This window comes from Kribbella capetownensis (assembly GCF_004331485.1).
Classification (GTDB): Bacteria; Actinomycetota; Actinomycetes; order Propionibacteriales; family Kribbellaceae; genus Kribbella; species Kribbella capetownensis.
Window position 1 is genome coordinate 75,736 of sequence record NZ_SJKD01000014.1, and the last position, 26,498, is coordinate 102,233.

Consider the following 26,498-nt stretch of genomic DNA (forward strand, 5'->3'; position numbering starts at 1 on the left):
CGAAGGACGACGCGAACGGCGGAAGCGAGGACCGAGGCGAGGTGAGGTGAAGGCCCTCCAAACCTCTCAGGCTTTGTGCGGAAGCCGACGGTACGGCACCGGTCTCTTCGGTCGTTCGCCGCGCGTGTCACCTGACTCGGTCGCCGCAACGCGCTCGTAGTCGGTGAGCACCTCGAACACTCGTGGTGCCTCGAACATCCGATAGCGCCGCTGATCCCCCACGGGCCGAATGACATCAGCTGCACCGAGGCTTTCGATTGCTGCGAACGCTGCTGAGCGGCTGACGCCGGGCGTGCTGAGTTTCTGCGGGTGTGCGACTCCACGGGGCAGTCGAAAGCCGGGCGACGCAGGAGCCCGGCGCGAGCAAGCGGTCGCGAGCACGCGTAGCGGACGTGTTGGGCTAACACCTCTTCAAGAAGACCTTCCTATTGCGGAAGGGAACTCGCCGCAATGGTTCGTAGCGTGTGGGTATGACGACGAACACGGACCTCAGGCCCTTCCGGATCGAGATTTCGCAGGCGGAGGTGGACGACCTCAAGGCGCGGCTGACCAACGCGCGCTGGCCGGCCACGCCGCCGGTGGACGACTGGAGCCGCGGGGTTCCTGTCGGCTACCTGAGGGAGCTCGCCGAGTACTGGGCCAACGACTACGACTGGCGCGCCGCTGAGGCTGCGCTGAACGAGATTCCGCAGTTCATGACCGAGATCAACGGTCAGCGGATTCACTTCTTCCATCAGCGGTCCGCGTCGCCGGATGCGTTGCCGCTGATTCTGACCCACGGGTGGCCGGGGTCGCCGGTTGAGTTCCAGCAGATGATCGGCCGGTTGACCGATCCGGCGGCGTACGGCGGGGATCCGGCTGACGCGTTCCACGTCGTCGTACCGTCGCTGCCTGGCTACGGGTTCTCAACTCCCCTCGGACCCGGTGGGTTCAACCTGTTCGGGGTGGCGCAGATGTGGGCCGAGCTGATGAGCCTGCTCGGGTACGAGCGGTACGCCGCCCATGGCACGGATGCCGGATCGGGTGTCGCGGGGATGCTGGCGATGGTGGATCCGGCACACGTGGTCGGCGTACACCTGGCTGGAGTGACAGCCGGTACGCCGTTCGGTGAACCGCTGCCGTTGGACGGGTTGTCGGAGTCCGACCGGGCGCGGGCGGAGCGGTTCAACACGATGCTGGACGAGGGGTTCGGTTACCTGGTGCTGCAGTCGACGCGTCCGCAGACGCTGGCGTACTCGCTGAACGACTCGCCGATCGGGCAGCTCGCCTGGATCGTGGAGAAGTTCGCTGAGTGGACCGACCCGATCCACCCACTGCCGACCGACGCGGTCGACCGGGATCAGTTGCTGACCAACATCAGCCTGTACTGGTTCACCGGTTCCGGCGCATCGACGGCACACGCGGTGTACGACGGCATGCGGGCCTGGAAGGCGATGGTCGCGCAGCAAGCACAAGGTGACTCGGAAGGCTGGGGCGGCCACGAGGTCACCGGGCCTCCGACCGGGGTCGCGGTGTTCGGTGCCGAGAGCGCGATCCGCAGCCTGGCGGACCCGGCCGGCAGGATCGAGCACTGGAACGAGTACGAGCGCGGCGGCCACTTCGCCGCGATGGAAGTCCCCGACCTCCTGACCGCCGACCTGCAATCCTTCTTCAAACCGCTTCGCTGAGCCAGTTGGAGGATGCGTGACCGAGTCGGATCTGGATGTCGTCACCACCGCGCGCTTGACGGTACGCCCGCCCCGGGAGGCCGACCGCGCTCGGTTCGTCGAACTCTTCTGCAGCGACGAGTTCATGGTGTTCTATCCAGCCGTGCTCACCGAGCCGGAAGCCAATGACCGCTTCGACCACATGGTTGCCATCTGCCAGACCGTCCCGTTCGGCAAGCAACCGGTGGTCGAGCGGTCCTCTGGCGACATCGTGGGATACACCGGTGTCGACTACATCGACCTCGAGGGCGAGACCTGGCTGGAATGGGGATACCGGCTGGTGCCGGAGCGCAGAGGTCTCGGGTATGCGACCGAGGCCAGCCAGGCTCTACTGGCCAAGGCCGATCGGACTCAGGAGTTGCTCGCGATCATCGCCCCGGACAACCTTCCCTCGCAGAAGGTCTGCCTGAAGCTCGGGTTCACCTTCTGGAAGCAGGCACCGGTGTACGGCGATGTCCGCAACCTCTACAAGCGGGCTTAGTTGCCGGGTTGGGGTTCGTGGGTCCAGCCTGGTGACGGCTTGAAACAGAGCCATTCGATGACGGCGGAGCCGACCACGATCGGGATCGCCCAGGACCAGGCCTGATGCGGCAGGCTGACCACCACAATCGCTGTCCACAAGGCGATCCAGCCCCCGCCGTACCCACGCAGCACCCCGCGGTACCACAGACCGCCGGGTGCTTCGGCGGCCCGCTGGCCGAGGTACACGAACAGGTACGTCGCGACCGAGAGCGGCCAGAACACCCACAATTGCGACCAGTCGTACGGCACCAGCACGAGCGCGGTCAGGCAGACCAGCGCGATCGCCCAGTGGTAGACCTCGCCGGCCCAGGTCAGCCCGTGCCGCCGCAACGTGAGCACGATCGCGAGCGGGCCGAACACCACGGCCACGACTCCCGCGACGACGTGCAGGATGAGCGCGATGTCACGCATCGCCGGGCCTCCCCGGCTCCGGGCAGGCACCGGAGCTCTCTGACATGTCACGGAGCATAGGGGTCGGAACGACGGCCGTCTGCCCCTCGGCGCACCCAGTTGGGAACGCCGAGGAGCAGTGCTCAGACCTCCGGGAAAGACAGCACTCTGCGGACCGCGAAGTTCCGATATCCCAAGCGTTCGAAGCTCTTGGCCATCGGGACGTTGCCGAAGTCGGTGTCCGCGCGGATGTGTTCCGCACCGGTCTCGGCCAGCAGATCGGTGATCTCGGCAAGCAAGTCATCGATGTACCCGTGCCCGCGGTGCTCGGGCACCACACCCAGGTAGCCGACAACAGGACCGCCGGCGTTGGCCGACGGGATCGCGAACCCGATCAGCTTGCCGTCGGCGTCGTACGCGAGCCGCCACCAACTCCGGTCGCCCGGCATCGACTTGTACACGGCGAGGTCGTCGCGGGCCGCACCCTCGACCCCGAGCCGCGCGATCTCCCGCGCGGTCGCGGCATCCAGGCTGCCCTCGCTGACGCGGGCGAACACCTGGATGAACGCCTCGTCGTCGGCCGGTTCGAACCGCAGCCGGGTGGACCGCACGGGCAGGCCGTACTCCGGCTTCCACTCGTACCGCAGCCGGTCGGTGATCTGCGTCAGCCCGAGCGCGGCGACCGCACGCGAGCGGGGCTCGAGCGCGGCGACGACGTCAGGCTGGTCCTGCCAGTCGCTGTCCAGGAAGAAGTGGTACTCCGGCGGCTCGGCATCGGCCGGCCGCGCCTTCAGGCCTTGCTCGATCAGCGCCGTCCAGACCGGCACCGGGTCGCCGTCGCCCGCGTAGTACAGGCCGTCGATGCTGAACGGGTGGTCCTCGTCAGGCGCGCCCCACCAGATGACGAGCGCCTGGATCTTGCCGTCCTCCTCGACGACCCAGGTCCAGTCGTCGCGATACATGCCTTCGGCAACGTAGTCGCTGTAGCGCTCGGCCGTCACGGTGTTGACGGACTTCTGCTCAATCAGAGTGCGGATGGTGTCGAGGTCGGCCTCGACGATGGTGCGGATGGTCACGAATCCTCCAGCAGGAGGCGCGCTTCCGCTCAGTGCGAGTTGTGCGAGCGGATCGGTCGCGCCGGGAAACAAGTCGGTGTGTTCATCGGTCGCTCCTTCCGCTCCGGAATCTACTCTCGCCGGGCCAGAGACTAGAGCCTGGACGGGGTCATAGTCCAACTGTTATTCACAGTTGGGATGTACTGCGGTTGCCTGAGCAGGGAAGCCTCCGGGCATGAGAACCCTCATCGCCGCCCTCACGCTCCTCACCGCGACCACCCTCGGCTCCACGGCGTACGCCGAACCGGCAGCCTCCCCGTCGTACGCCGTCTCCACGCAGTCCGTGGCAGCCATTCCGGACTGTGCGCTCAGTTCGTTGCCTTCGCAGGCTTCCGACACGCTCGAACTCATCCACTCCGGTGGGCCGTTCCCGTATTCCCAGGACGGCACCGTGTTCCAGAACCGGGAGGGCATCCTGCCGGACGAGTCGACCGGCTACTACCACGAGTACACCGTGAAGACGCCCGGCTCCCCTGACCGCGGCGCGCGCCGGCTGATCGGCGGCGGCGCAACCACCGACCCCGCGCACGTCTACTACACCGCCGACCACTACGCGTCGTTCTGCGAGGTCGACGAGGAGAGCTAGTCCCACCTCCGACGGTACTGTCGTCGACACGTTGAGTAACCATCCCGCCCCTGACGGAAGGACTCATCCTCGATGTCGACCCTGCGCACGGTCGTGATCGGTCTGCTCGCCGTCGGACTGGTCGCCGGCGGCCGGCCCGCACCCGGGTTGGCCGTCGCGACCGGCAACCCACTGAAGCTGACCAGCGGTTTCTACGTCGATCCGGACTCCAGCGCGGCCCGCTATGTACGGCGGCACCCGGGGGCGACCGAGATCAAGACCAAGATCGCGGATCAGGCGGGTGCGCGGTGGTTCGGTCGTACGAGCGGCGACGTCAAGCAGGCCGTGACGGCGTACACCGCAGCCGCCGACAAGGTGGACAAGCTGCCGGTGCTTGTCGCGGGCAACATCCCGGGCCGCGACTGCGGTGGTCGCTGGAGTGGCGGTGCTGAGTCACCTTCGGCGTACCGGACCTGGATCAGCCAGTTCTCCGACGGGATCGGTGCCCGCCCGGCGATCGTGGTGATCGAGCCGGATGCGCTGGCACGGCTCGACTGTCTGCCGAGGAAGGACCGACCGGCGCGGATCGCGCTGCTCAAGTACGCCGCCAACCAGTTCGCGACGAGGAACCCGAACACCTGGGCCTACCTGGACGCCGGTACGGCGACCACGCTCGACACCAAGGAGATGGCGCGGCGGCTGCGGCTGGTCGACATCGGCAAACTCCGCGGCTTCGCGCTGAACGTCTCGAACTACTACACCACCGACGAGTCGGCGGCGAGGGGCACCGCGATCAAGGCGGCGCTCGGCGGCGCCGGTGAGTTCGTCATCGACACCAGCCGCAACGGCAACGGCTCCAACGGCGCCTGGTGCAACCCCACCGGCCGAAAGCTGGGCGCCCCAACGCAGGTAGGCGCCGCGCCCGACCAAGCCGCGCCCACGACCGGCACACCCGCCGACCTGCTGCTCTGGCTCACCCCGCCTGGCACCTCCGACGGCCTCTGCGGTCTCGCCCCAACCATCCCCCTCGGCACCTTCTCCCCCATCCTCGCCACCCACCTCATCGCCGGCACCTGAACAACAGCAAGCGGCCCCGGACCGCAAGGCCCGGGACCGCCTGGATTACAAACTGCTGTGCTGCCGAACTTCCTACCTCAGAAGTCCATGCCGCCCATGTCGGGCGCGCCACCCGGAGCGGCCGCGGCCTTCTCCGGCTTGTCGGCGATGACGGCCTCGGTGGTGAGGAACAGGGCCGCGATCGACGCCGCGTTCTGCAGCGCCGAGCGAGTCACCTTGGCCGGGTCGATGATGCCGGTCGCGATCAGGTCGACGTACTCGCCGGTCGCGGCGTTCAGGCCGTGTCCGGTCGGGAGGTTGCGGACCTTCTCCACCACGACGCCGCCCTCGAGGCCGGCGTTGATCGCGATCTGCTTCAGCGGGGCCTCGACCGCCTGGCGCACGATCTGCGCTCCGGTCGCCTCGTCACCCTCGAGCTCCAGCTTCTCGAACGCCGCCACGGACGCCTGCAGCAGAGCCACGCCACCACCGGCGACGATGCCCTCCTCGACGGCCGCCTTCGCGTTGCGAACGGCATCCTCGATGCGGTGCTTGCGCTCCTTCAGCTCGACCTCGGTGGCCGCGCCGACCTTGATCACCGCAACGCCACCGGCCAGCTTGGCCAGCCGCTCCTGCAGCTTCTCGCGGTCGTAGTCGGAGTCCGATTTCTCGATCTCGGCGCGGATCTGGTTCACCCGGCCGGAGATCTGGTCGGCGTCACCCTCGCCCTCGACGATGGTCGTCTCGTCCTTGGTGACGACGATCTTGCGGGCCTGGCCGAGCAGCTCCAGGTCGACGGAGTCGAGCTTGAGGCCGACCTCCTCGGAGATCACCTCGCCGCCGGTGAGGACGGCGATGTCGACCAGCATGGCCTTGCGGCGGTCACCGAAGCCCGGCGCCTTGACGGAGACGGCCTTGAAGGTGCCCTTGATCTTGTTGACGACCAGGGTGGCCAGGGCCTCGCCCTCGATGTCCTCGGCGATGATCGCCAGCGCCTTGCCGGTCTGCATGACCTTCTCCAGCACCGGGACCAGGTCCTTGATGCTCGAGATCTTGCTGTTGACGATCAGGATGTACGGGTCGTCCAGGACCGCTTCCATCCGCTCCGTGTCAGTCACGAAGTACGGCGAGATGTAGCCCTTGTCGAAGCGCATGCCCTCGGTGAGCTCGAGCTCGAGGCCGAAGGTGTTGCTCTCCTCGACGGTGATGACGCCTTCCTTGCCGACCTTGTCCATCGCCTCGGCGATGATCTGGCCGACCTGGTTGTCAGCAGCCGAGATGGACGCGGTCGACGCGATCTGCTCGCGGGTCTCGACGTCCTTGGCCAGCTTGAGCAGCTGCTCGCTGACCGCCTCGGTCGCCTTCTCGATGCCCTTCTTCAGGCCCATCGGGTTGGCGCCGGCGGCGACGTTGCGCAGACCCTCGCGGACGAGAGCCTGAGCCAGCACGGTGGCGGTAGTGGTGCCGTCACCCGCGACGTCGTCGGTCTTCTTGGCAACTTCCTTGACGAGCTCGGCCCCGATCTTCTCGTACGGGTCCTCGAGCTCGATCTCCTTGGCGATGGAGACACCGTCGTTGGTGATCGTGGGGGCGCCCCACTTCTTCTCCAGGACGACGTTGCGGCCCTTCGGGCCAAGCGTCACCTTGACGGCGTCGGCGAGGGTGTTCATACCCCGCTCGAGGCCGCGGCGCGCCTCTTCATTGAAAGAAATCAGCTTGGGCATTCTCCGCGAGTCCTCCCGCGTCGAGTCTTGGTGGTTCAGCCGGCCGGATGCCCGCGACGGACGGCGCCGGCAGCGCGGCGGTCACGTCCCGCCACAGTCCCAGCACCTCATCGAGGCCGTCTTCTGTCCCACTCCGTGGGCACGAGCCTTATCACTCTCACCCATGGAGTGCTAACCAAGTATTAGCACTCGCCCCAAACGAGTGCAAGCCAGCCCCCGCTACGGTGAGCCCATGGCGGAGGTGCGACCGGCGGGCCCGGACTCGTGGCGGGACGTCTCGACGGTGATGGGTGAGCGCGGCGATCCGTCACGTTGCCTGTGCCAATACTTCCGCCTCCGCGGCCGCGCCTGGTCCGACGCCACCCCGGATGAGAATCGCGAGGCACTGCGCACCCAGGTGTGTCACGGTGAGCGACCGCCCGGCGTCCTTGCGTACGACGGCGACACGCCGATCGGCTGGTGTGCGGTCGCCCCACGTACGTCGTACCCACGAGTCCTGGCCTCACCCCACTGGCGCACGGACCACCCCGACTCGTGGGTGATCACCTGCTTCGTCGTACCGGTCGGGAAGCGCCGCAGGGGCGTTGCGGGTGAACTGGCAGCCGGCGCCGTCGCCATGGCACGCGAGTACGGCGCTCCGTCCGTGGAGGGCTGCGCGGTCGACACCACACTGGCCGGCCGCACCCCGTCAGCCGACCTGTACCGCGGCCCGCTGTCCGTCTTCCTGGACGCCGGCTTCAGCGAGGTCAGCCGCACCAGCCCGCAGTGGATCCTGGTCCGCAGAACGCTCAGACCTTCGCGACGAGCTTGATCTCGAGGAGCTGCTCCGGGAACGCCAGCCGGGTGACGCCGACGAGTGTGCTCGCCACCTGCGGGTCCTCGCGCCCGTAGGCCTCCTTGCGAACCGGTCCGGCGACGGCGAAGGCCGCGTCCACGTCGAGTACGTAGAGGACCTCCTCGACCACGTTGTCCAGCGAGGCACCGTAGCGGCCCAGCAACTCCTGAGCGTTGACGTAGGTCTGCCGCATCTGGTCGCCCATACCGGAGTAGTCGGTCACCGCGCCCGACTCGTCAACCGGAGCCGGTGCGACGAGCTCAGCGCCCTTGTTGGCCAGTTGGCCGGAGATATAGATGGCGTCGCCGGACCTGATCGCCTGGACGTAGCCATAGGCGCTCTCCCACGGCACTCCGAAGTTCTCGCTCACGATGCACTCCCCCGGGGGACGAAGATTAAGATTCAATCAACCTAGGGAGTGGCCGACGGCAGCCACCACCGGCAGCTGTGCCAGAACCCGCCGGGATCGTGCCGGTGGCGACGGAGAGGGTGCACCGATGGCTCCACTGACCGTGGCGATCCTGGCCGTGCCGGGCGCGATCCCGCTTGACATCAGCATCCCGGCGCATCTGTTCGGCACGTCCGACGGCTACCAGGTCATCGTCTGCGGCGAGCCCGGCTCCGGACCGATCACCCCCACCCACCCCCTGACCGCCGCGGTCGACGCCGACCTCATCGTCGTACCGGGCTACGAAGAACCCGAGCAGCCGCTACCCACGCGCTACCTGGACCTTCTCGCAGGCAGCAGCACGCGGATCGTCGGCATCTGCACCGGGACCTTCGCCCTGGCCGCCGCCGGCTTGCTCGACGGCCGCGACGCGACCACCCACTGGCAGTACGTCGCACCGCTGCGGCGACTGCATCCGCGGATCAACGTGCTCGAGAACAGGCTGTACGTCGAGGACGGCAAGATCCTCACGTCCGCCGGAGGCGGGGCCGGGATCGACGCGTGCCTGCACGTGATCCGCACCGACTTCGGCGCGACCGCGGCGTACGAGGCGAGCAAGGGCATCGTCGCCGCGCCGGCGCGCGGCGGCGACCAGCACCAGTACGTCGACGTCCTCACGCCGCCACGCTCGGACCTGTCCGCGACGCGGGCGTGGGTGATGGAGCACCTCGGCGAGCCGATGACGGTGCACCGGATGGCTGGGCACGCCACGATGCCGCGGCGGACGTTCATCCGGCACTTCGAGAACGAGACCGGTCTGCCGCCGATGCGCTGGGTCATGCTCCAGCGCGTGCTGAGCGCCCGGCGACTGCTGGAGAGCTCTAACTGGACGATCGAGCGGATCGCGGCCGCCACCGGATTCGGCACCGCCACCAGCCTCCGCACAGTCTTCCGCCGCGAGGTCGGCACCACCCCATCGGCGTACCGAAAGGAACGGCATACGAGGCTCTGACGCGATCGGAGCAGCGGTGCTGGCGGGCTAGGGCTCGAGTTGGGCGATCAGGAACTTCGGTGCGGTCAGGCGCCAGGCCTCGGTGATCAGCTCCTGCACCTCATCGGTGTCAGCCGCGGCCAGATCGATCTCCAGCCAGGCGAACTGGCCGCCCTCCCACGACGGTGAATAGACCTCCGGGCTCTCCGCGACCAGAGCCTGTTGCTCTTCGCGGAGCGCCTTGAGCATCAGCCTGCTCTCGTCCTCGGACATGTAGGCGAAGCCCTTCTTGCGGACCTTGAAGGCCGGCTGGCCGGCCCAGCCCTCGTGCTCCTCGGTCCCCGGCAACCCCTGCATCACCTTCAGCACCGTCTGCGCGTCCATCCCCCGACGGTAAATGCGGCCACCGACAGTCCGAACGTCCCGCTGCTCCGGGCCGAAAGTGGTAAGGGCCGCCGGATCAGGGACACCGGGGTCAGGCCAGGGGTCAGGTCGGTACCGATCCTGATGTGGCGGACCGCCCCCGGGCAGGAGAGTAGAGCCATGACGAACTCCAACGCACCGTTCCAGAACCTCTCCGGCAAGGTCCTCCGCCGGTCCAACTCCCAGCGGATGCTGTCGGGTGTCTCCGGCGGACTCGCGGAGTACTTCAACATCGACGTGACCCTGGTCCGTCTCGCCATCGTCGGCCTGACTGTGATCACCGGCGGCACCGCGCTGCTCGGCTACGCGGTCGCGTGGATCGTGATCCCTGAGGCCGACGGCAAGGCGGTCTGGCAGAACGTCCAGCAGTCCGTGAACCAGCCCAGCTCCCCGGAGTCCGACATCGCCTCCCGCATCTACGACGACAACAACAGCAAGCCCCCGGCGGCGTGACCCGCCCTGCGCCGCACCCCGGCGCAGCCACCGCGGGACCCAGCACGGCAGGGTGACCACAACCACCGTCACCCTGCCGTCCTGCATCGGCGGCCGACTCCCGTCATGACGAGTTCTCGCCAGCCGGATCGATTGCCGGTGTCCGTCCGGGCTCCTTACGTTCCATTCGGCGAGCGGCACCTGGACCGCGTCAGACGAGAGATTGGTTGGGTCGAACCGTTCGGCGTCAGCTTCTTCACGCGGTTCCTGAACGCCACGGTCGGCGTGCTGGTGCGGGGCATTGCCTGGCTGCTGGAGCGGCTGCAGCTTCGGAGCGGGCAGCGCGGCGAGTACCTGGCCGATCGAAAGGCCGGAGAGATCGCCGGCTCGGAGGCGGCGGCACAGGCGTTGGAGCGGCTGCTGCTGGCGGGGGCATCACACCGGGCGATGGTCCGGGCGCTCCGTTTCCCAACCGAGGTCGAGCCGTTGGACGCCGTACGCCGGGCGGTGACCGAAGTACCCGCGCGAGAGATCGAGCGGCAACTGCGCGCCAGCCGGGTCCGCGAGACTCGGACCGATGCGACGCATCCGCCGACGTACCTGCGGACCAGACTGCTGCGGGCACGGCCTGCCACGACGGCACGCGTCGTCCTGGGGACAGACGAGAGCCGCGCCATCGACCGCGAACTCGAACCGGCCGCCACGACGGTTCTGGCCGAGCTGCGGATGGAGGGTTAGACGTTCAGGGCTGTTTGTTTCAGGGTGGCGGTGGCTATGTCGGGGTGGTCGGCGAAGACGCCTTGGATGCCGAGGGCGGCGAAGCGGCAGAGTTCGGCGGGGAGGTCGAGGGCCGTGGGGAGGAAGCGGCGTTCGGCGCGGAAGGTCCAGATCTGGACGTTCAGGCCGACGCGGTGCGCCTGGTCGACCAGCGTGGTGGGCTCACCCAGGTTGCCGGCTGCAGTGCGCGGGATGACCAGGTCCTTGTGCGGCGCCAGCACCTGCGCGTACGTCGACACCTCGCGCAGACCGGCCGGCTCGATCAGGTCCGCGAAGGTGCGGCCGTCGCCGGTACGGCGGAAGTCGTTCGGGGCGCCGTCAGCATCCACCAGCTGCACCAGCGGCACCCTGGTCATCACCGACAGCCGGCGCAGACTGGTCGGCTCGAACGACTGCACCATGACCTCGTCGTCGCGCAGCCGCAGCGCCAGGATGCGCTCGGTCAGCAGCTCCTCCAGCGGCAGTCCGAGCCGCCGGAAGTACGCCGGGTGCTTGATCTCCGGGATCACACCGATCGGCCGCCCGTACCGCAGCGACTCCTCGCGGACCAGCGCCACCACATCGTCGAACGTGGGGATCTCCTCGTGCCCGTCGTACGCCGTGTTGGCCGCACGCAGCCCCGGCATCCGCTCCCGCGTCCGCAGTGTCCGCAGCTCGTCGTAAGTGAAGTCCTCGACGAACCAGCCGGTGACGGCGGTCCCGTCGACGATCTTGGTGATCCTCCGGTCCGCGAACACCGGGCGGTCGGCGACGTCCGTCGTACCGGAGATCTCGTTCTCGTGCCGGCAGACCAGGACGCCGTCGAGAGTGACGACCAGGTCGGGTTCCAGATAGTCGGCCCCTTGGGCCGCAGCCAGGCGGTACGCCGCCGGCGTGTGTTCCGGGCGGTAGCCACTCGCTCCCCGATGCGCGATCACCAGCATGAATCCAGGACAGGCGGCGGACATGGCCCGTCGGGAACTCGTTGCCCAACGCAAGGTGAAGGTCTTTTGATGCGCGGGCAGATACGAAAGCTGTACCGACCGTCACCATTCAGGCGGGCTAGTGCTGCGGCACAGGCTCACGCACCGGCAGCAGGCTGCTGGCCAGCAGGTACTGCGCGACGCAGTACGTCGCCATGACCAGATAAGGACGCGCGGCGAACTCATGACCGGCCATGCCCGCACCGATCAGACCGTCGGACACCAGGAAGAGCGCACCGCCGATGCCGGAGCGCCAGCCGTGCCAGCCACTGGTGATCGCGGTCGCAGTCACCAGCAACGAGTACGCCGCCACCGGGATCCGGTTGTCACCCAGCCCCGGCCACAGCAGCGCCAGCGCACCGGCCCAGAAGACGATGTACGCCACGAGCACAACAGGCGAGCGGTGCGTCGTACGGCGGGTGAACAGCACGATGTAGCAGACATGTGCGACACCGAACGCCGCCATACCCGGCAGCAACTGATCGATCTGCAGAAGGAAGTCACCGGCGAGTGACGCGGCCAGTGCGACGAGCAGCGCAACCGGTCCACCCTGCATGCGAACCCAGACCGCGAGTGTCGGCATCAGGGCGACCTTCGTCAGCACCATCGACCACGTCTCGTCGATCGCGATCGTGATCAGATGCACCACCGACAGGACCCCGTACGCGACCAACCAGCCGGCTCCCTTTCGCATGGGTCTGATGGTGCCGTCCCGAGGGGTTCACAGACGCGATTAATTCGCATGCGTTCTGTCGGTGGCGGCACCTAGCCTGAAAGCGTTATGAGACAACTTCCTGTCGCCGATCCGGGCGTCCCCGATCACCGCTCGCCGACCCGCTATCTGTTGTGGGTCGCGCGCGGTCAGTCCCGCACGCTCGCGGGCGGGATGGCGTTCGGCATCCTCTGGATGGGCGCGCAGGCGTTCATCCCGGCGATCCTCGGCCGCGCGATCGACGAGGGCATCGCGGCACGCGACAGCGAGCGGCTGCTGCAGTGGACCGTGGTGCTGTTCGTGGTCGGCGTGGTGCAGGCGCTGGCCGGCATCATGCGGCACCGGTTCGCGGTGACGAACTGGCTGACCGCCGCGTACCGCACGGTCCAGGTGATCACGCGGAAGTCGGCCGACCTCGGCGCGACGCTGCCGAAGCATCTGGCCACCGGTGAGGTGGTCAGCATCGGTGCCGGCGACCTGTCGTACATCGGCAACCTGATGGAGATCTCGGCCCGCTTCACCGGCTCGATCGTCGCCTTCGTCGTGGTCGCGTCGATCCTGCTCTCGTCGTCGACGACGCTCGGTCTGGTGGTGCTGATCGGCGTGCCGGTCATGCTGTTCTGCCTCGGCCCGATGCTGCGGCCGCTGCACAAGCGACAATCCGCGCAACGCGAGGCTGTCGGCGAGCTGAACTCGCTGGGCTCCGACATCGTGGCCGGTCTGCGGGTGCTGCGCGGCATCGGTGGCGAGGACTCCTTCTCGCGCCGGTATCGCGGCGAGTCGCAGCAGGTCCGGCAAGCCGGTGTGCGGGTGGCGCGGATCCAGTCCGTGCTGGACGCCGCGCAGGTTCTACTGCCGGGCATCTTCGTGGTGCTCGTGGTCGGACTCGGCGCGCACTTCGCGCTGCGCGGCGACCTCAGTGCGGGCTCGCTGGTCGCCTTCTACGGCTATGCGACGTTCCTCGTGCTGCCGCTGCGCACCGCGACCGAGTTCGCCAACCAACTCATGCGCGGTCTGGTCGCGGCGGGACGAGTCATCCGAGTGCTGGAGCTGCGGTCCGACATCACCGAGCCGAAGACGGCGGTGCGCCTGCCCGAGCACGGTGATCTGGTCGACCCGGTGTCCGGCATCCGCGCCCGCGACGGCCTGCTCACCGCGATCGTGTCCGCTGAGGCGGACAGCAACGGCGGGCTGGCCGACCGCCTCGGCCGGTACGACGACACGAGCGAGGTGCGGTACGGCGGGGTCACCCTGGCCAGTGCGACGCGCGAGGACGTGCGTACGCGCATCCTGGTCAGCGACACCGGCTCACAGCTGTTCACCGGCACACTGCGCGAGGAGCTCGACCCGGACAACCGTCGTACCGACGAGGAAGTGATGGCAGCGATGCGGACAGCGTCCGCCGAGGACGTCCTGGTCGCGCTGTCCGACGGGCTCGACTCCGAGGTCGAGGAGAAGGGCCGGTCGTTCTCCGGCGGGCAGCGACAGCGACTGGTGCTGGTGCGTGCACTGCTGGCCGACCCATCCGTCCTCGTGATGGTCGAGCCGACGTCGGCGGTCGACGCGCACACCGAGGCGCGGATCGCAGAGCGGTTGCGTGAGCAGCGCGCCGGCCGCAGCACGGTCGTGCTGACCGCGAGCCCCTTGCTGCTGGACCACGTCGACGAGGTCATCTTCGTCGCCGCCGGCCGAGTGGTTGCTTCCGGCAAGCACCGCGAGCTGCTCGCGACCGAACCGCAGTACCGCAGGACAGTGACCAGGCAGACGGAAGAGGAGGAGGTGCTCACATGAGGCAGATCCTGCCCGTGGCGGGCCCGACCGAGATCCGTCGGCACGCGCGCCGGCTGGCCCGGCGGCATCCGCGCACCCTGTCGGTCGCGCTGGTGCTGCACGGGCTGGCGGCGATCACCGGTCTGGCCGCGCCGCGGCTGATCGGCGGCCTGGTCGAGGACGTCCAGAACGGCACGACCGTGGCCGAGGTCAACCAGGTGATCCTGGTGATCGCGGTGTTCATCGTGGCGCAGTCGCTGCTGACCCGGTGGGCCCGCTTCAAGTCGTTCGCGCTCGGCGAACAGGTGCTGGCCGAGCTGCGCGAGGACTTCGTCGACAACGCGCTCGCGTTGCCGATCGGCACGGTCGAGCGAGCCGGCACGGGTGACCTGCTGTCCCGCACCTCGCGTGACGTCGACACGCTGTCGCGGACCGTGCGCTTCGCCGTACCGGAGACGATCATCGCGTTCGTCACCGTACTGTTCACGGTCGCGGCGACTGTGCTGGTCGGCGTCTGGGTGCTGGTGCCGCTGCTGGCGATGACTCCACTGCTCTGGCTCAGCACGAAGTGGTATCTGCGCCGTGCGAAGGACGGATACCTCCGTGAGAACGCGGCGTACGCGCAGATGACCAGCTCCCTGGCCGAGACGGTCGAGGGTGCGCGGACCGTCGAGGCACTGCAGCGGTACGACGAACGCGTCCGCCGCGGCGATGCCGACATCAGGGGCTCCTACCTGGCCGAGCGGTACACGCTGTTCCTCCGCACCGTGTACTTCCCGGTCGCCGAGGTCAGCTACCTCGTGCCGGTCGTCGGGACGCTGCTGTTCGGCGGCTGGCTGCACCTCAACGGCCACGTCTCGCTGGGTGCCGTCACGGCTGCCGTGCTGTACGTCAACCAGCTGATCGATCCGGTCGACCGGTTGCTCTCCTGGCTGGACGAGTTGCAGTCGGGTGGCGCCGCGTTCGCCCGGTTGCTGGGCATCAGCGACGTACCGGACGACCGCACACCGTCGGGCCGGATGCCATCCGGTGACCTGGTCGAGGCACGCGACGTACGGTTCTCGTACGTCGACGGCCGTGACGTGCTGCACGGCGTGGATCTGACCGTCCAGCCCGGCGAGCGGATCGCCATGGTCGGGCCGTCCGGTGCAGGGAAGTCGACGCTGGGCCGGCTGGTCGCGGGCATCCACCCACCACGGACTGGTTCGGTGACAGTCGGCGGCGTCGGGATGACCGAGCTGCCGCTGGACGAGCTGCGCAAGCAGGTCGCGCTGGTCACCCAAGAGCACCACGTCTTCGTCGGGACATTGCGCGACAACCTGTCGATGGCTCGACCCGACGCGTCGCATGCAGAGTTGCTGGATGCTCTTGCCGCCGTTGACGCACGAGAGTGGGCTGATGCGTTGCCGGACGGCCTGGATACGCGAGTCGGATCCGGTCAGCTCGCGCTGACGCCGGCGCAAGCGCAGCAACTCGCGCTGGCACGGTTGGTGCTGGCGGACCCGCACACCCTGGTGCTGGACGAGGCGACCTCGCTGATCGACCCGCGGGCAGCGCGGCACATGGAGCGTTCGCTCGCCGCCGTACTCGAGGGCCGGACGGTGATCGCGATCGCCCACCGCCTCTACACCGCGCACGACGCCGACCGCGTCGCGGTGGTCGAGGACGGCCGCATCAGCGAGCTCGGCAGCCACGACGAACTGGTCGCCCGGCAGGGCTCGTACGCGGCGCTCTGGACCTCCTGGCACGGGTAGTAGTTGCCGACAGCAAAGACCCCGTACCGGTCACCTCTGACCGGCACGGGGTCTGCCCTTTCTACCGTTTGCGCAGCAGCAGTACTGCGGAGTCGACATGCGGAGGTGGGGTGAAGGCCTTGCGGGGAAGGCGTAAGCCGATCGACAGGTCGTAGTGCCGGAACCACCGGTTCGCCCCCGGCGCGTCGCCGCGGATCCACCGGTTCGCCACCTGCCGCTGCAGCACGAGATCGGCCGACACGAGGCGTGAACCTGGCGCCAGCAATCGCTTCAGCAAGGCGGTGGAGACGTTGTACGGCGGGCTCGACACCACCCGGAACGGCCGGGACGGCAACCGCAGATCAGCGGCATCGGTCCGGACCACCGTCACCGGTGCGTCCGCGAACCTCCGCCGCAAGCGGTCGGCCCGACCAGGGTGGAGTTCGACAGCGACCACCCGGGCTCCGGCCCGGACCAGCGGCGCGGTCAGCGCACCGAGTCCGGCTCCGACGTCGAGGACGAGTTCGCCGGGCTCGACCCCGGCGGCGTCAACGACCCGTTGGGCCCAACGACTATCGAGCGGATGCCATCCCCAGGCACCCCTCGCCTGCCCGGAGCCGGGCACGACGGACCATCACAAAGTACGTAATCATGCGGCCGACGATAGACCGTCGCACTGCAAGCCCTCAAAGCATTTTCTCACCGCGCGACCGGGCCCGGCACGCAGTGCAGGAACTCGCCCAGCCAGTCGATCTGGTCGTGCTTCGGGTTCACCAACGGCTGGCCGGGGACGAAGTTGCTCTCGTCGTCGGTCGAGCCGGAGCCGTCATACTTCGCGACCAGCGGGTACGGGAACACAGGCCGCGTCAGCAGGATCCGACTGGTGTTGTCATGTCGGGCCGGACGTTCGCCTGCGCGATCCAGGCCAGATACGTCCCGTCCAACGGACCCATCGCGCGCGCCGGCGCCGAGGCGATGGTGCCGTCGAAGTCGTGCGGGTAGCGCTGCGCGAGCGCCGGTGAGAGCACATGCGGCGCGCGGTAGAGCAGATCGTCACGCGCGTGCCGGTTGTGCCTCGCCCACTCGGTGTCGAGGAAGGGGAACTGGCCCTGGCCGACGTGGCCGTTGTCCGTCCCGGCGATCGCGACGTCACCCGGCGCGTTCGCACCACCGTCCGGGAACGGGAGGTCCGGGATGACGCCGCAGTACCCACCGCAGCCGATCTGGAGGTAGCGACCGGAGTACGTCGTGGTCGGGAGCTTGAGCTGGAACTGGATCGCCGGCTCGATCACGCCGCGGACGTCGCAGTACTCAGGGGCGGTGGCAGTCGCGGGTACGACAGAAGCCTGAGTGACCGTCGTACCCGCGGACGCCTCCCTGCCACCCAGGCGCGGTGGCCGTTGGCGCTCACTCTTCCAGCGCCTCCGGAGCAGGCAAGCCTTTCGACAGAGATGGAAAATATCGTTGTCTTACAGGGATTTCGGGGTCGCGCCGAGTGATCGGACCGTCACCGACGTACGGCGCTCGGCCAGCTCGAGGCGCTCCCGGCGAGCTGCCGTGACACCGTCCTTGGCGAGCTCACGGCGTACGTCGAGAACGCGGACGGGCAGCGCATCAGTCATCAGCAACGGCGTGTACTCGGCCTGGTCGGTCTTCCACCGGTCGCCGTCGCGGGTGAAGGTGAAGCGGACCAGGAGGCCTTCGGCCTTGGCGCTGTTGGGCTCGCGATGCGCGGCGACCAGGTTGCCGAGGCCGTATGCGACCCACTTGCCGTTGCGCTGCTCCATCGGCTGCACCACGTGAGCGTGATGACCGATCAGCAGGTCGATGTTGCTGTCAGCAAGCAGTTCGGGTGCGACCTCGCGCTGCTGGTCGTTGAGCTTCGGCGAGTACTCCGTGCCCCAGTGGCAGCTGACCACGACGATCTCGGCACCGCGGTCGCGGGCGTCCTGCGCTCGCAGCTTGATCGTGGGAACGCTGATCTTACCGGCGCGCCAGGTTTCGCCGTTCGGGTACGGCAGGCCGTTGAAGCCGAACGTGAAGCTCAGGAACGCGATCTTCACCCCATGTACGTCGACAATCGTGGGGGTCTCTGCCTCGACGCGGGTGCGGGCTGTGCCTGTGTGCTTGAGGCCGGCCTGTTCGAGGGTCTTCAGGGTGCGATCCACACCGGCGGCGCCGCCGTCGAAGCTGTGATTGCTCGCCGTGGTGCAGACGTCGTACCCGGTCTGCTTGAGGGCGGCGGCCATCTGCGGCGGACCCTGGAAGAGCGGGTAGCCGTGGTACGGGCCGCCGAGCGGCGCTAGTGGCGTCTCGAGGTGCGCGACGGCGATATCGGCCTGTTGGACGAGCGGCTTGACACTGCCCATCAGCGGGGCGAAGTCCCAGGCACCATCTCGGCCGTCGCGGCGGGCTGTTGTCCAGAGGCGTTCGTGCAGGAGTACGTCGCCTGTGGCGACCAGGGTGATCCGGTCGGGTCCGTCTGTCGGCTTCGGCTTCTGTGGGGGCGCTTCGACTGGGTCGTTGCCAGGTTGGTCGTTGCCAGTGCCTTGGCCTGTGTCCGCTGCGGTGTCGGCGATGCAGCCCGCCGTTGCCACCGCTCCGGCTCCGGCCAGCATCGCGCCGAGCACCGTCCGCCGTCGTACCGCCATCGCAACCCCCAAGCCCTCAACCCCAGTCGGACAGGAGACGCCCCCATCCCAGGTTTGGTTGCCGCGGTAGCTCGATCGTGTTCTACGCGCCATGTCCGGCGTTTAGTTGCCGGTGGCTCTAGGCGATCAGGTTCTTGCTGTTCGGGCGATCGGCCTCGGCCGCCGGGCTGTCCTGGCAGGCGCCGACGAGGGCGTCGAGGGACAGGTCGAGGGTGGCCGCGACGGCGGCGACGGTGAAGAGAGCCGGCGTCGGGATCCGGCCGGTCTCGATCTTGCGGAGAGTATCGACGGAGACCCCGCAGGCCGCCGCGACGTCGACCATGCTGCGCTCACCTCTGGCTTCGCGGAGCAGGCGGCCGAGCTGCCGGCCGCGTTCGCGATCCCAGCTGGACAGAGGTGGTCGGACCATAAGCGTGATAATAGTACCGGTATAACTATCCGGGAAGACGAAGGAACCACCCTCATGGTCGAGCTGAAGACACCGGCAGAGATCGAGCGGATGCGCGAGGCCGGCCGGGTCGTCGCGAACGCGCTGGCCGCGGTGAAGAAGGAGGCCGCGGTCGGGGTCTCGCTGCGCGAACTCGACGACGTGGCACGCGACGTACTGCGCTCTGCCGGAGCGGTCTCGCTGTTCGAGGGCTACCAGCCCGGGTTCGCCGGCAGCCCGTTCAGCGCCGTCATCTGTACGTCGGTCAACGACGCGGTGCTGCACGGACTCCCCAGCGACCTCAAACTCGCCGACGGCGACCTCCTGAACGTCGACTGCGGCGCCTCGATCGAAGGCTGGTGCGCCGACGCCGCCACCAGCTTCTGCGTCGGCACGCCGCGACCCGAAGACCTCGAACTCATCGCCACCACCGAAGAGGCCCTCGCAGCCGGTATCGCCGCTGCCATCCCCGGCAACCGCCTCGGCGACGTCGGCGCCGCCATCGGCCGCATCGGCCGCGCCGCCAACCTCGGCACCAACCTCGACTTCGGCGGCCATGGCATCGGCCGCCGCATGCACGAAGACCCCCACATCCCCAACGGCGGCCGCCCCGGCCGAGGCCTCAAACTCCGCGCCGGCCACGTGTTCGCCATCGAACCCTGGTTCTGGTCCGGCCCCGGCACCACCTACGTCATCGACGAAGACGGCTGGACCCTCCGCTCCGCCGACCAGACCCGAGGAGCCCACGCCGAACACACCGTCGCAATCACCGAAAACGGCCCCGAAATCCTCACCATCCCGTAGTAGTCCCCACACGCTCCTCGGCGGACCGGCCCTGCACGTTCGCAGCAGGCCGTGGACCGGGTCACGTGTGGTGGTGGACGGGGTGGCGATGGTGGCACGGTCAGTGCGTGGTTTGTCGAGTGCGGGCGCACTGCAGGCGCACGTTTGGGCGTCGGTCGCCGCGGGGGGTTGTTAGCATCTCGGGGATGTCTGGCGAACCCACCGATTCGTTGCCGGAGGTTGCCCGGCGGTTGGTGCGGACGACGTACGGGCGACGGGCGACCGAACCAGTGCCGCTCGCGTCGGGGGCTTGGTCTCAGGCGTTTGCGCTGACTGTCGACGGGGCGGAAGCGGTACTGCGTATCGGTGCCTACGGGACGGACTTCGCGAAGGATGAGCTCGTCGCGGGGCTTGCCGGGCCTGGCCTGCCGGTTCCGGCTGTGTTGGCGAGAGGCATGGTTGAGGGCTGGCACTACGCGATCTCGGCACGGGCGCACGGCAACGGGTTTGACGACCTGCCTGCCGGCGACGTTGTGTCGGCGCTTCCGAGTTTGCTGGCTGCGGTCGACGAAATTGGCAGGCTCGATCTCGCGGGCACCACCGGTTACGGCAGCTGGACAGTTGATCGGCGGGCGCCGTACAGGTCCTGGGCGGAGGCGCTGCTGGCGATCGGCACCGAGACAGCACGGGTGCCGGGCTGGCGGGCAGCGTTGGCCGACTCCGAGATCGGGCTGGAGCCGGTCGAGGCCGGACTGAGCGCGATCGCCACGCTTGCGCCGTACCTGCCTGCCGAGCGTCGGATGATTCACGGCGACCTGCTCAGCCGCAACGTGCTCGTTGCCGACGGCAACGTGAGCGCCGTGCTGGACTGGGGCAACGCGATGTACGGCGACAGTCTGTACGACGCCGCCTGGCTCATCTACTGGTGGCCGTGGTACCCACAGTGGGGCGCCATCGACATCAACGCCGCCCTGCTGGCCCACTGGCGCGCCAACGGATCGCTCCCGGCCAACCTCCGCGAGCGGTTGCACGCGTACCTCATCCATATCGGTCTCGATGCCATCGCCTACTGCACCTTCCAGCGCCGTTGGGACGAGGTACGGACGAACGCCGAGACCGTGGTCGCGCTGACGAAGAGAGCGCCGGGCGAGATCGGGCTCGACTAGCGCTTCCCGACGGGTTTGGCGATGCCGGGTCTGGGTTGGACTTCGTGGCGAACATGTGTTCGACTGTAGTGCATGAGGTGGGCAGGTCAGCAAATCGATGTGGAGACCCCGGGGACGTTGCCGGGGCTCGGTTCGATCGCGGGTCTGGTTCGGTCGGTGACGACGCCGGAGTTCCGCGGGATCACGTTCCACGAGGTGGTGGCCCGGTCGGCGCTGAACTCGGTGCCCGGGACGATGCTGCCGTTCAACTGGACGATCAACCCGTACCGCGGCTGCACGCACGCCTGCCGATACTGCTTCGCCCGACCGACACACCAGTATCTGGAGCTCGACCAGGGCGAAGACTTCGATCAGCAGATCGTGGTGAAGACGAACGTCGCGGACGTACTGCGGCGAGAACTCGCGCGACCGTCGTGGGCACACGAGCCAGTTGCCCTAGGCACCAATACCGACCCGTACCAGCGCGCCGAGGGCCGCTACCGATTGATGCCCGGGATCATCGAGGCGCTCGCAGGTTCGGGTACGCCGCTGTCCGTGCTGACCAAGGGCACGCTACTGCGGCGCGACCTCGATCTGCTGACGGCGGCCGCCGAACAGGTGCACGTCGGCGTCGCGATCTCCCTTGCACTGCTGGACGAGGATCTGCGGAAGACGCTCGAGCCCGGGGTACCGTCGGTCCGCGGACGGCTCGACCTGATCCGTGCGGTGCGCGAGGCCGGCTTGCCGTGCGGTGTGATGGTCGCTCCGGTGCTGCCGTGGCTGACGGACTCGTCCGAGCAGTTGGATCATCTGTTCGCCGAGCTCGCCTCGGCCGGCGCGACCGGCGTCACGCCGCTCGTCCTTCACCTCCGGCCTGGGGTGAAGGAATGGTTCATGGGCTGGTTGGCGCGCGAGCATCCCCAGTTGGTCGGCCGCTACGAATCCCTCTACGGCCACGGCACCAACGCCTCCCCCAGCTACCGCAACGCCTTCGAATCCAAGGTCCGTCCCTTACTCAACAAGCACGGCTTCGGCCGTAGCTCGAGCCACCGGTCGCACGAGTCGAGCCGCCCGCCCCGACGCACGGCCAAACGATCAGACAGCCAACAGGAGGCGCTGTTCTAGCCATCCCGGAGTGTGGCCGTGCGCCTCGCCGGGGCGGGCGGATTGAGATACTTCGGCGGTGGATGGTGAGGCGACGGGGGTTGGGGTGCGGCCGGACGTGCTGCTTGGGCAGGGAGCGCTGGCGGATGTTGCCGAATGGGTGTTGCGGCCGGCGGTGGTTGAGGACGTCGAGGTGATCGCGGACCTGCGGGCCGAGGTGATGCGTCCGGATCTGGAGCGCCTCGGGCGCTACGACGAGCACCGGGTTCGGCAGCGCTTTCGCGACTCCTTCTCAGCGGAGTACACGTCGATCATCGTGGTCGATCACGAACTCGCCGGCTGCATCACCATCCGGCCCGCCGAAGACCGGCTCTGGCTCGAGCACTTCTATCTGGCTCCGCAACTTCAGGGCCGAGGGCTCGGGTCGGCAGTCTTGCGCAGATCACTGCAGCAGGCCGACGCCGAGGGTGAGACCGTGGCTCTGAATGTCTTGCAGGGCAGTGATGCGCGTCGCCTCTACGAGCGCCACGGATTCGTCCTGGAATCCGAGGACCCGATCGACGTCTTCATGATCCGCCCGCCAAGCACGCCCGCACACGCCTGATCGGCAGACCTCCGGTCCACGCGGGTAGCGGACGCGTGGGGCTTTCAGCGGAAGGTGTTGGCGTTGGCGGCGGCCCATTCTCGGTAGGTGCGGGCGGGGCGGGCGAGGAGTTGGGGGACTGTGGGTTCGGGGGTCATGGGGTGTTCGGCCATCATGCGGAAGCCGTCGAGGAGCCATTGGGCTGTTTCGGGGCCGATGAGTGGGGTTAGCCGGTCGAGGTAGGCCTGCGGGGGTAGCTCCTCGTACTTGAGTTCTCGGCCGATCGCCGCAGCAATCTGCGAGACCTGCTCGGGTGCGGTCAGGCCTTCAGGTCCACTCATCATCAGCTTCTGGCCGGTGTAGGACTCGTCGAGGAGTACGACGCGGGCGACCGCGGCGATGTCGCCGAGGTCGATCGGGGTCTGCACGGCACCGGCGTACGGGGTGCGGACCACGCCCGTGGACTTGATCGACTCGGCCCAGTCGAGCGTGTTGTTCATGAACTGGCCCGGTCGCAGGAACGTCCACTCGAATCCGCCCGCCTCGATCGCGCGCTCGATCCGGTGGTAGTGCCACGTCGACGGATCCCCCTGCGCCTCGTACTCCGCAGGTTCGCCGGACAGTACGACGACCCGCCGTACGCCGGCGTCCTGTGCGCACCGGACGAAGTCGTCGACGTACGCCGGAAGCGGCGCGAGATACACGGTGTCGACACCAGCCAAGGCGGCAGACAACGTCGCCGGCTTCCCCAGATATCCGCGAGCGACCTCGACCCCATCGGGCAGCGCGGCTCGGATCGGATGGTTGGTGAGCGCCCGCACCGGAGCGCCCGCCGTCACCAGTTCGTCCACGAGCAGCCGCCCCACGCTCCCAGTCGCGCCAGTCACCAGGATGGTCATGCCGATCTCCTCACCTTCGGGACCAATTTCCGTAGGGTATACGAGAATTGTGCAGAGCGCCTATGGTTGGCCTGTGACGGAGCGGCGAAGCGGTGAGGGACAGCCAGAGCGGACCCTGGCGCTGCTGTGGCGGAACCACCGCAAGCCCACCGCAGACGGCACGCGGCCGACCGTCCTGCGCGGACGTGGTGCCGGGCGGCGGCCCTCGCTCGACGTGAACGGAGTCGTCGCGGCGGGGATCCGGCTGGCGGACACGCAAGGTCTGGCCGCCGCGTCGATGGGTGGGGTCGCGAAGGAGCTCAACGTCGGCACGATGACGCTCTACACCTACGTGCCCTCGAAGGAGGAGCTACTCGACCTGATGGTCGACCAGGTGCTGGGGGAACGCGAGCTCCCCGGCCCCGGCGCGCCCCGACCGGACGACTGGCGCGACCAAGTGGAGATGTACTCCGACCAGACGCGGCGGATGTTTCAGCGCCATCCCTGGCTGTCGCAGGTGTCCACGATCCGCCCGCCGGTGGGCCCGGGCATGCTGGCCGGCCGCGAGTACCTGCTGTCCGCGCTGCTGGAGATCGGACTCACACCCCGCGGGACCAACCTCGCCGCGCTCGCCATCACGACGTACGTCGACTCGGCCGCTGGGCTGGAGGCGGAGAGTGAGCTGATCGAGCAGTCGACCGGTCAGACGAACGACGCCTGGTGGTACGAGCGCAACGACCTGTGGGAGACGTACTTCGACGTCGACCAGCATCCCGCGATGACGACGATCTGGAACGCGAACGGGTACCAGGGCACGACCCGCGAGGCCGCTACCGAGTCGTACCGCTACGGCCTGGACCGCCTCCTGGACGGCATCCAAGCGACGGTCCTCGAGAGCTGAGTCAGCGACGCCGGAAGATGCCCCTTCGTTTCTTCGGCACCTCAACCGGCCGCTCGACCGGGCGCCCAGCCGGCTGCTCCGCCGAGGGCCCAGCGGGCTGATCTTCAGGAGCGTCGTCGTCTGCGGTGAGGATGTCGCGGGCCAGAGCCGCCACGTCCGGGTTGAGACCAGGCGTGGCGAGCGTGACGGTCGCAAGCGATCCTAGGATCGTCACCGGCCGCTCCCGCTGCGCCTCCACCGCAGCCAGCAAACGCCAACCCATCAACTCGGCGACATCAGCCCGCGCCGACGGGTCGACCCAAGCAGTCGTCGCCAACGCGAACAGAGCCGACTCAGTGATCCAGTCCTCCGGACCATAAGCGAGGTCGGCTAACACCTGTCGCCGAACCGACTCCACCCAAGACTCGTCAGTCCGGTGATGAGCGATCCCCAGACAGGCCCACGTCTGTACAGCCCGGATCCACCCCGGCCAGTCACCCGCCGCTCCCGTCGGCGACGCCGGCGGATGCACCAGGACACCCAGCAGGTCTTCCAGCGGAGTGCTCGCCAACAGGACCGCATGGTCGTAAGCAGCCGGCACGCTCACCCACCCTGAACGAGCCCTGACGCCGGATGACTCACCGAAGTCGGCAACGCGAGCAATCGCAGCAGCGCCCTCCGCACCTGGCGGTGCGACCGCGGGTCGCGAGACGCTGCCGTCGTACTGCCAGACGACGGTCTCGATCGGCCGACATTGAGAACCCCGCAGAGACACCGGGAGTCGCGGATCCGGCGGCAGGATCTCGCTGACCGTCACCTCGGAGCCCGGCACTGCCAGGCCGAATGCGAGGAAGGCACTCGGCGGCTCGAGCGCGGACACAGTTAGCGATGCGCCACCCGCACTCACGGCCTCGGCAGCCAGCAATTGGTCGAGGACGTTGATCACAGCCTCGGTCGGGTCCGGGATGCCCGCGAGCCAGACCTGCCGTGACCGGTCGCTCAGCTCCGCGGCGTGCTGCTTCTCGTGGCTGCCCGGCTCCGCCAAGCGGAGCAGGTCAGCGATCGCGACGAGGTCGTCGACAGCACCGTCCCGCCGGAACAGCAGGCTGTGCCGCTCGACCAGTGAACAGTCGTGGACCGGATCGATCGCGAGGCTCCGCTCGGCCCACGAGATCCCCTCGTCCAGCCGGCCCGCATCGCCCAGCATCCCGGCGATGTCGGCGTACACGGCGACGTTGCCGGGCTGATACCTGAGTGCGCGTTCGAACGCGGCCAGGGCCTCATCCGTACGCCCCTGGCTCCGCAGGGCGTAGCCGACCGCGATGGCGGCGCGGTCGGTCGGTTCGACCCGTTCCGATTCGATCGCGTACGACGTTGCCTCGTCGAGCAATCCGAGTCGCCGGGTCAGCACCGACGCCAGCCAGAGCAGGTTCCCGGAGTCTGCATGGACGGCGACGAGGCTCCGCACCAGTTGGACGTACGGCGCGAAGCCCGGGGCCAGCTCCTCCGGGCAGGGATCGGGGACGGCCTTGAGCAGCTGGACGAATACGTTCAGCAGCTCAGCCGGATCGAGTTTCGCGGCCAGCTCGGAGTCGAGCACCCACGGCACGTCGGCCCAGGCCATGCCCGGTTCGTACCCCTGGACCGAGACCAGCAGGCTGAGGGCTTCGGCGTACTCACCGTGGAAGGCGAGCGCGTGCGCCCGCGCCAGCGCAGTGCCGACGTACACCTCGCCGTCCACCGTCCACAGGTCGACGCCGCCGTCGGGATGGGACAGCAACATCGCCAGGACCGCATGTGCGTCCGGCAGCGACGGTGCCGTCGCCAGCGCGTTCGCCACGTGGTCGGCCGCATGACCGACCTCGTTGTCGTCCAGCGCCAGCCGGGCCAGACTCAGTTCACCCTCGGCCGCCAGCCGCGGATCTCCCACCCCTTCGCTCATCGCG

29 protein-coding genes are annotated in these 26,498 nt (G+C 68.3%); 15 read left to right on the plus strand and 14 right to left on the minus strand.

The genetic code is table 11. The annotated features are described in order from the left end of the window. Positions 1-470 precede the first annotated feature (470 nt). Positions 471-1,667: an epoxide hydrolase family protein gene (locus tag E0H75_RS39740; RefSeq protein WP_131518903.1), complete on the plus strand. Its 1,197-nt coding sequence runs from the start codon at positions 471-473 to the stop codon at positions 1,665-1,667. A gap of 16 nt (positions 1,668-1,683) precedes the next feature. Then, positions 1,684-2,187 (plus strand): GNAT family N-acetyltransferase, encoded by a 504-nt coding sequence (locus E0H75_RS39745; RefSeq protein WP_131518904.1) that lies wholly within the window; start codon positions 1,684-1,686, stop codon positions 2,185-2,187. On the opposite strand, the gene E0H75_RS39750 is transcribed toward E0H75_RS39745, so the two are convergent. After that, positions 2,184-2,639: a hypothetical protein gene (locus tag E0H75_RS39750; protein WP_131518905.1), complete on the minus strand. Its 456-nt coding sequence runs from the start codon at positions 2,637-2,639 to the stop codon at positions 2,184-2,186. The genes E0H75_RS39745 and E0H75_RS39750 overlap by 4 nt on opposite strands. 122 nt (positions 2,640-2,761) lie before the next feature. Further along, positions 2,762-3,694 carry a GNAT family N-acetyltransferase gene (locus E0H75_RS39755; RefSeq protein ID WP_131518906.1) on the minus strand — a complete coding sequence of 311 codons (933 nt, stop codon included), beginning with the start codon at positions 3,692-3,694 and terminating at the stop codon, positions 2,762-2,764. Between the two features lie 214 nt (positions 3,695-3,908). Between E0H75_RS39755 and E0H75_RS39760 the strand changes: the two genes are divergently transcribed. Beyond that, the gene (locus E0H75_RS39760) at positions 3,909-4,319 is read left to right on the plus strand and encodes a guanyl-specific ribonuclease (protein WP_131518907.1); all 411 of its coding nucleotides are present in this window, start codon (positions 3,909-3,911) and stop codon (positions 4,317-4,319) included. A gap of 72 nt (positions 4,320-4,391) precedes the next feature. After that, the gene (locus tag E0H75_RS39765; protein ID WP_131518908.1) at positions 4,392-5,375 is read left to right on the plus strand and encodes a glycoside hydrolase family 6 protein; all 984 of its coding nucleotides are present in this window, start codon (positions 4,392-4,394) and stop codon (positions 5,373-5,375) included. Positions 5,376-5,452: 77 nt separating this feature from the next. Here E0H75_RS39765 and groL read toward each other — a convergent pair whose 3' ends face one another. Then, positions 5,453-7,078: a chaperonin GroEL gene (gene groL / locus E0H75_RS39770; RefSeq protein WP_131518909.1), complete on the minus strand. Its 1,626-nt coding sequence runs from the start codon at positions 7,076-7,078 to the stop codon at positions 5,453-5,455. Positions 7,079-7,310: 232 nt separating this feature from the next. Between groL and E0H75_RS39775 the strand changes: the two genes are divergently transcribed. Then, positions 7,311-7,889 carry a GNAT family N-acetyltransferase gene (locus E0H75_RS39775; RefSeq protein ID WP_131518910.1) on the plus strand — a complete coding sequence of 193 codons (579 nt, stop codon included), beginning with the start codon at positions 7,311-7,313 and terminating at the stop codon, positions 7,887-7,889. Here E0H75_RS39775 and E0H75_RS39780 read toward each other — a convergent pair. Next, entirely contained in the window at positions 7,867-8,283 is a 417-nt protein-coding gene (locus E0H75_RS39780) for a Rid family hydrolase (RefSeq protein WP_202873398.1), read from the minus strand. The genes E0H75_RS39775 and E0H75_RS39780 overlap by 23 nt on opposite strands. Before the next feature lie 127 nt (positions 8,284-8,410). On the opposite strand from E0H75_RS39780, the gene E0H75_RS39785 reads away from it, so the two are divergent. Further along, complete coding sequence (locus E0H75_RS39785) at positions 8,411-9,313, plus strand: GlxA family transcriptional regulator (protein ID WP_202873399.1); 903 nt, start codon at positions 8,411-8,413, stop codon at positions 9,311-9,313. Positions 9,314-9,340: 27 nt separating this feature from the next. Here the strand turns inward: E0H75_RS39785 and E0H75_RS39790 are convergent, their stop codons facing one another. Continuing rightward, entirely contained in the window at positions 9,341-9,676 is a 336-nt protein-coding gene (locus E0H75_RS39790) for an MmcQ/YjbR family DNA-binding protein (RefSeq protein WP_131518911.1), read from the minus strand. Between the two features lie 159 nt (positions 9,677-9,835). Here E0H75_RS39790 and E0H75_RS39795 point away from each other — a divergent pair, with 159 nt between their 5' ends. After that, the gene (locus E0H75_RS39795; protein WP_131518912.1) at positions 9,836-10,168 is read left to right on the plus strand and encodes a PspC domain-containing protein; all 333 of its coding nucleotides are present in this window, start codon (positions 9,836-9,838) and stop codon (positions 10,166-10,168) included. 105 nt (positions 10,169-10,273) lie between these two features. Beyond that, complete coding sequence (locus E0H75_RS39800; RefSeq protein ID WP_131518913.1) at positions 10,274-10,885, plus strand: M48 family metalloprotease; 612 nt, start codon at positions 10,274-10,276, stop codon at positions 10,883-10,885. Here the strand turns inward: E0H75_RS39800 and E0H75_RS39805 are convergent. Further along, on the minus strand, positions 10,882-11,847 hold the full coding sequence (locus E0H75_RS39805; protein ID WP_131518914.1) for a glycerophosphodiester phosphodiesterase family protein: 966 nt from the start codon (positions 11,845-11,847) through the stop codon (positions 10,882-10,884). The genes E0H75_RS39800 and E0H75_RS39805 overlap by 4 nt on opposite strands. Before the next feature lie 118 nt (positions 11,848-11,965). Then, complete coding sequence (locus E0H75_RS39810) at positions 11,966-12,580, minus strand: lysoplasmalogenase (RefSeq protein ID WP_131518915.1); 615 nt, start codon at positions 12,578-12,580, stop codon at positions 11,966-11,968. Between the two features lie 87 nt (positions 12,581-12,667). Between E0H75_RS39810 and E0H75_RS39815 the strand changes: the two genes are divergently transcribed. Together E0H75_RS39815 and E0H75_RS39820 are read left to right on the plus strand one after the other, a co-directional pair. Then, positions 12,668-14,389: an ABC transporter ATP-binding protein gene (locus E0H75_RS39815; protein ID WP_131518916.1), complete on the plus strand. Its 1,722-nt coding sequence runs from the start codon at positions 12,668-12,670 to the stop codon at positions 14,387-14,389. After that, positions 14,386-16,122: an ABC transporter ATP-binding protein gene (locus E0H75_RS39820; protein WP_131518917.1), complete on the plus strand. Its 1,737-nt coding sequence runs from the start codon at positions 14,386-14,388 to the stop codon at positions 16,120-16,122. The genes E0H75_RS39815 and E0H75_RS39820 overlap by 4 nt, the downstream gene beginning before the upstream one ends. 61 nt (positions 16,123-16,183) lie before the next feature. Here the strand turns inward: E0H75_RS39820 and E0H75_RS39825 are convergent, their stop codons facing one another. From E0H75_RS39825 to E0H75_RS39840, 5 genes are all read right to left on the minus strand, one after another. Next, positions 16,184-16,726, minus strand: coding sequence for an rRNA adenine N-6-methyltransferase family protein (locus E0H75_RS39825; protein WP_131518918.1), 543 nt, complete (start codon positions 16,724-16,726; stop codon positions 16,184-16,186). 74 nt (positions 16,727-16,800) lie between these two features. Next, complete coding sequence (locus E0H75_RS43385) at positions 16,801-16,959, minus strand: hypothetical protein (RefSeq protein ID WP_165554387.1); 159 nt, start codon at positions 16,957-16,959, stop codon at positions 16,801-16,803. Positions 16,960-16,967: 8 nt separating this feature from the next. Continuing rightward, on the minus strand, positions 16,968-17,561 hold the full coding sequence (locus tag E0H75_RS39830) for a tannase/feruloyl esterase family alpha/beta hydrolase (protein WP_131518919.1): 594 nt from the start codon (positions 17,559-17,561) through the stop codon (positions 16,968-16,970). 9 nt (positions 17,562-17,570) lie between these two features. After that, positions 17,571-18,764, minus strand: a complete 1,194-nt coding sequence (locus E0H75_RS39835) for a CapA family protein (RefSeq protein WP_238163547.1) — start codon at positions 18,762-18,764, stop codon at positions 17,571-17,573. 106 nt (positions 18,765-18,870) lie between these two features. Further along, positions 18,871-19,161: a helix-turn-helix domain-containing protein gene (locus E0H75_RS39840; RefSeq protein ID WP_131518920.1), complete on the minus strand. Its 291-nt coding sequence runs from the start codon at positions 19,159-19,161 to the stop codon at positions 18,871-18,873. Between the two features lie 54 nt (positions 19,162-19,215). On the opposite strand from E0H75_RS39840, the gene map reads away from it, so the two are divergent. The 4 genes from map (at position 19,216) to E0H75_RS39860 (ending at position 22,815) form a co-directional block, all read left to right on the plus strand. Continuing rightward, a complete protein-coding gene (gene map / locus E0H75_RS39845) occupies positions 19,216-19,983 on the plus strand; it encodes a type I methionyl aminopeptidase (protein WP_131518921.1) in 768 nt (255 codons plus the stop codon). Positions 19,984-20,168: 185 nt separating this feature from the next. Next, on the plus strand, positions 20,169-21,128 hold the full coding sequence (locus tag E0H75_RS39850; protein WP_131518922.1) for a phosphotransferase family protein: 960 nt from the start codon (positions 20,169-20,171) through the stop codon (positions 21,126-21,128). 72 nt (positions 21,129-21,200) lie between these two features. Continuing rightward, positions 21,201-22,232: an Rv2578c family radical SAM protein gene (locus E0H75_RS39855; RefSeq protein WP_131518923.1), complete on the plus strand. Its 1,032-nt coding sequence runs from the start codon at positions 21,201-21,203 to the stop codon at positions 22,230-22,232. Between the two features lie 58 nt (positions 22,233-22,290). Further along, positions 22,291-22,815, plus strand: coding sequence for a GNAT family N-acetyltransferase (locus tag E0H75_RS39860; protein WP_202873401.1), 525 nt, complete (start codon positions 22,291-22,293; stop codon positions 22,813-22,815). A 44-nt stretch (positions 22,816-22,859) separates the two neighbouring features. On the opposite strand, the gene E0H75_RS39865 is transcribed toward E0H75_RS39860, so the two are convergent. Further along, positions 22,860-23,693 (minus strand): SDR family oxidoreductase, encoded by an 834-nt coding sequence (locus E0H75_RS39865; RefSeq protein WP_131518924.1) that lies wholly within the window; start codon positions 23,691-23,693, stop codon positions 22,860-22,862. A 73-nt stretch (positions 23,694-23,766) separates the two neighbouring features. Here E0H75_RS39865 and E0H75_RS39870 point away from each other — a divergent pair, with 73 nt between their 5' ends. Next, the gene (locus E0H75_RS39870) at positions 23,767-24,573 is read left to right on the plus strand and encodes a TetR/AcrR family transcriptional regulator (RefSeq protein ID WP_131518925.1); all 807 of its coding nucleotides are present in this window, start codon (positions 23,767-23,769) and stop codon (positions 24,571-24,573) included. A 1-nt stretch (position 24,574) separates the two neighbouring features. Here E0H75_RS39870 and E0H75_RS39875 read toward each other — a convergent pair whose 3' ends face one another. Further along, positions 24,575-26,494, minus strand: a complete 1,920-nt coding sequence (locus E0H75_RS39875; RefSeq protein ID WP_131518926.1) for a tetratricopeptide repeat protein — start codon at positions 26,492-26,494, stop codon at positions 24,575-24,577. Positions 26,495-26,498: the final 4 nt, after the last annotated feature.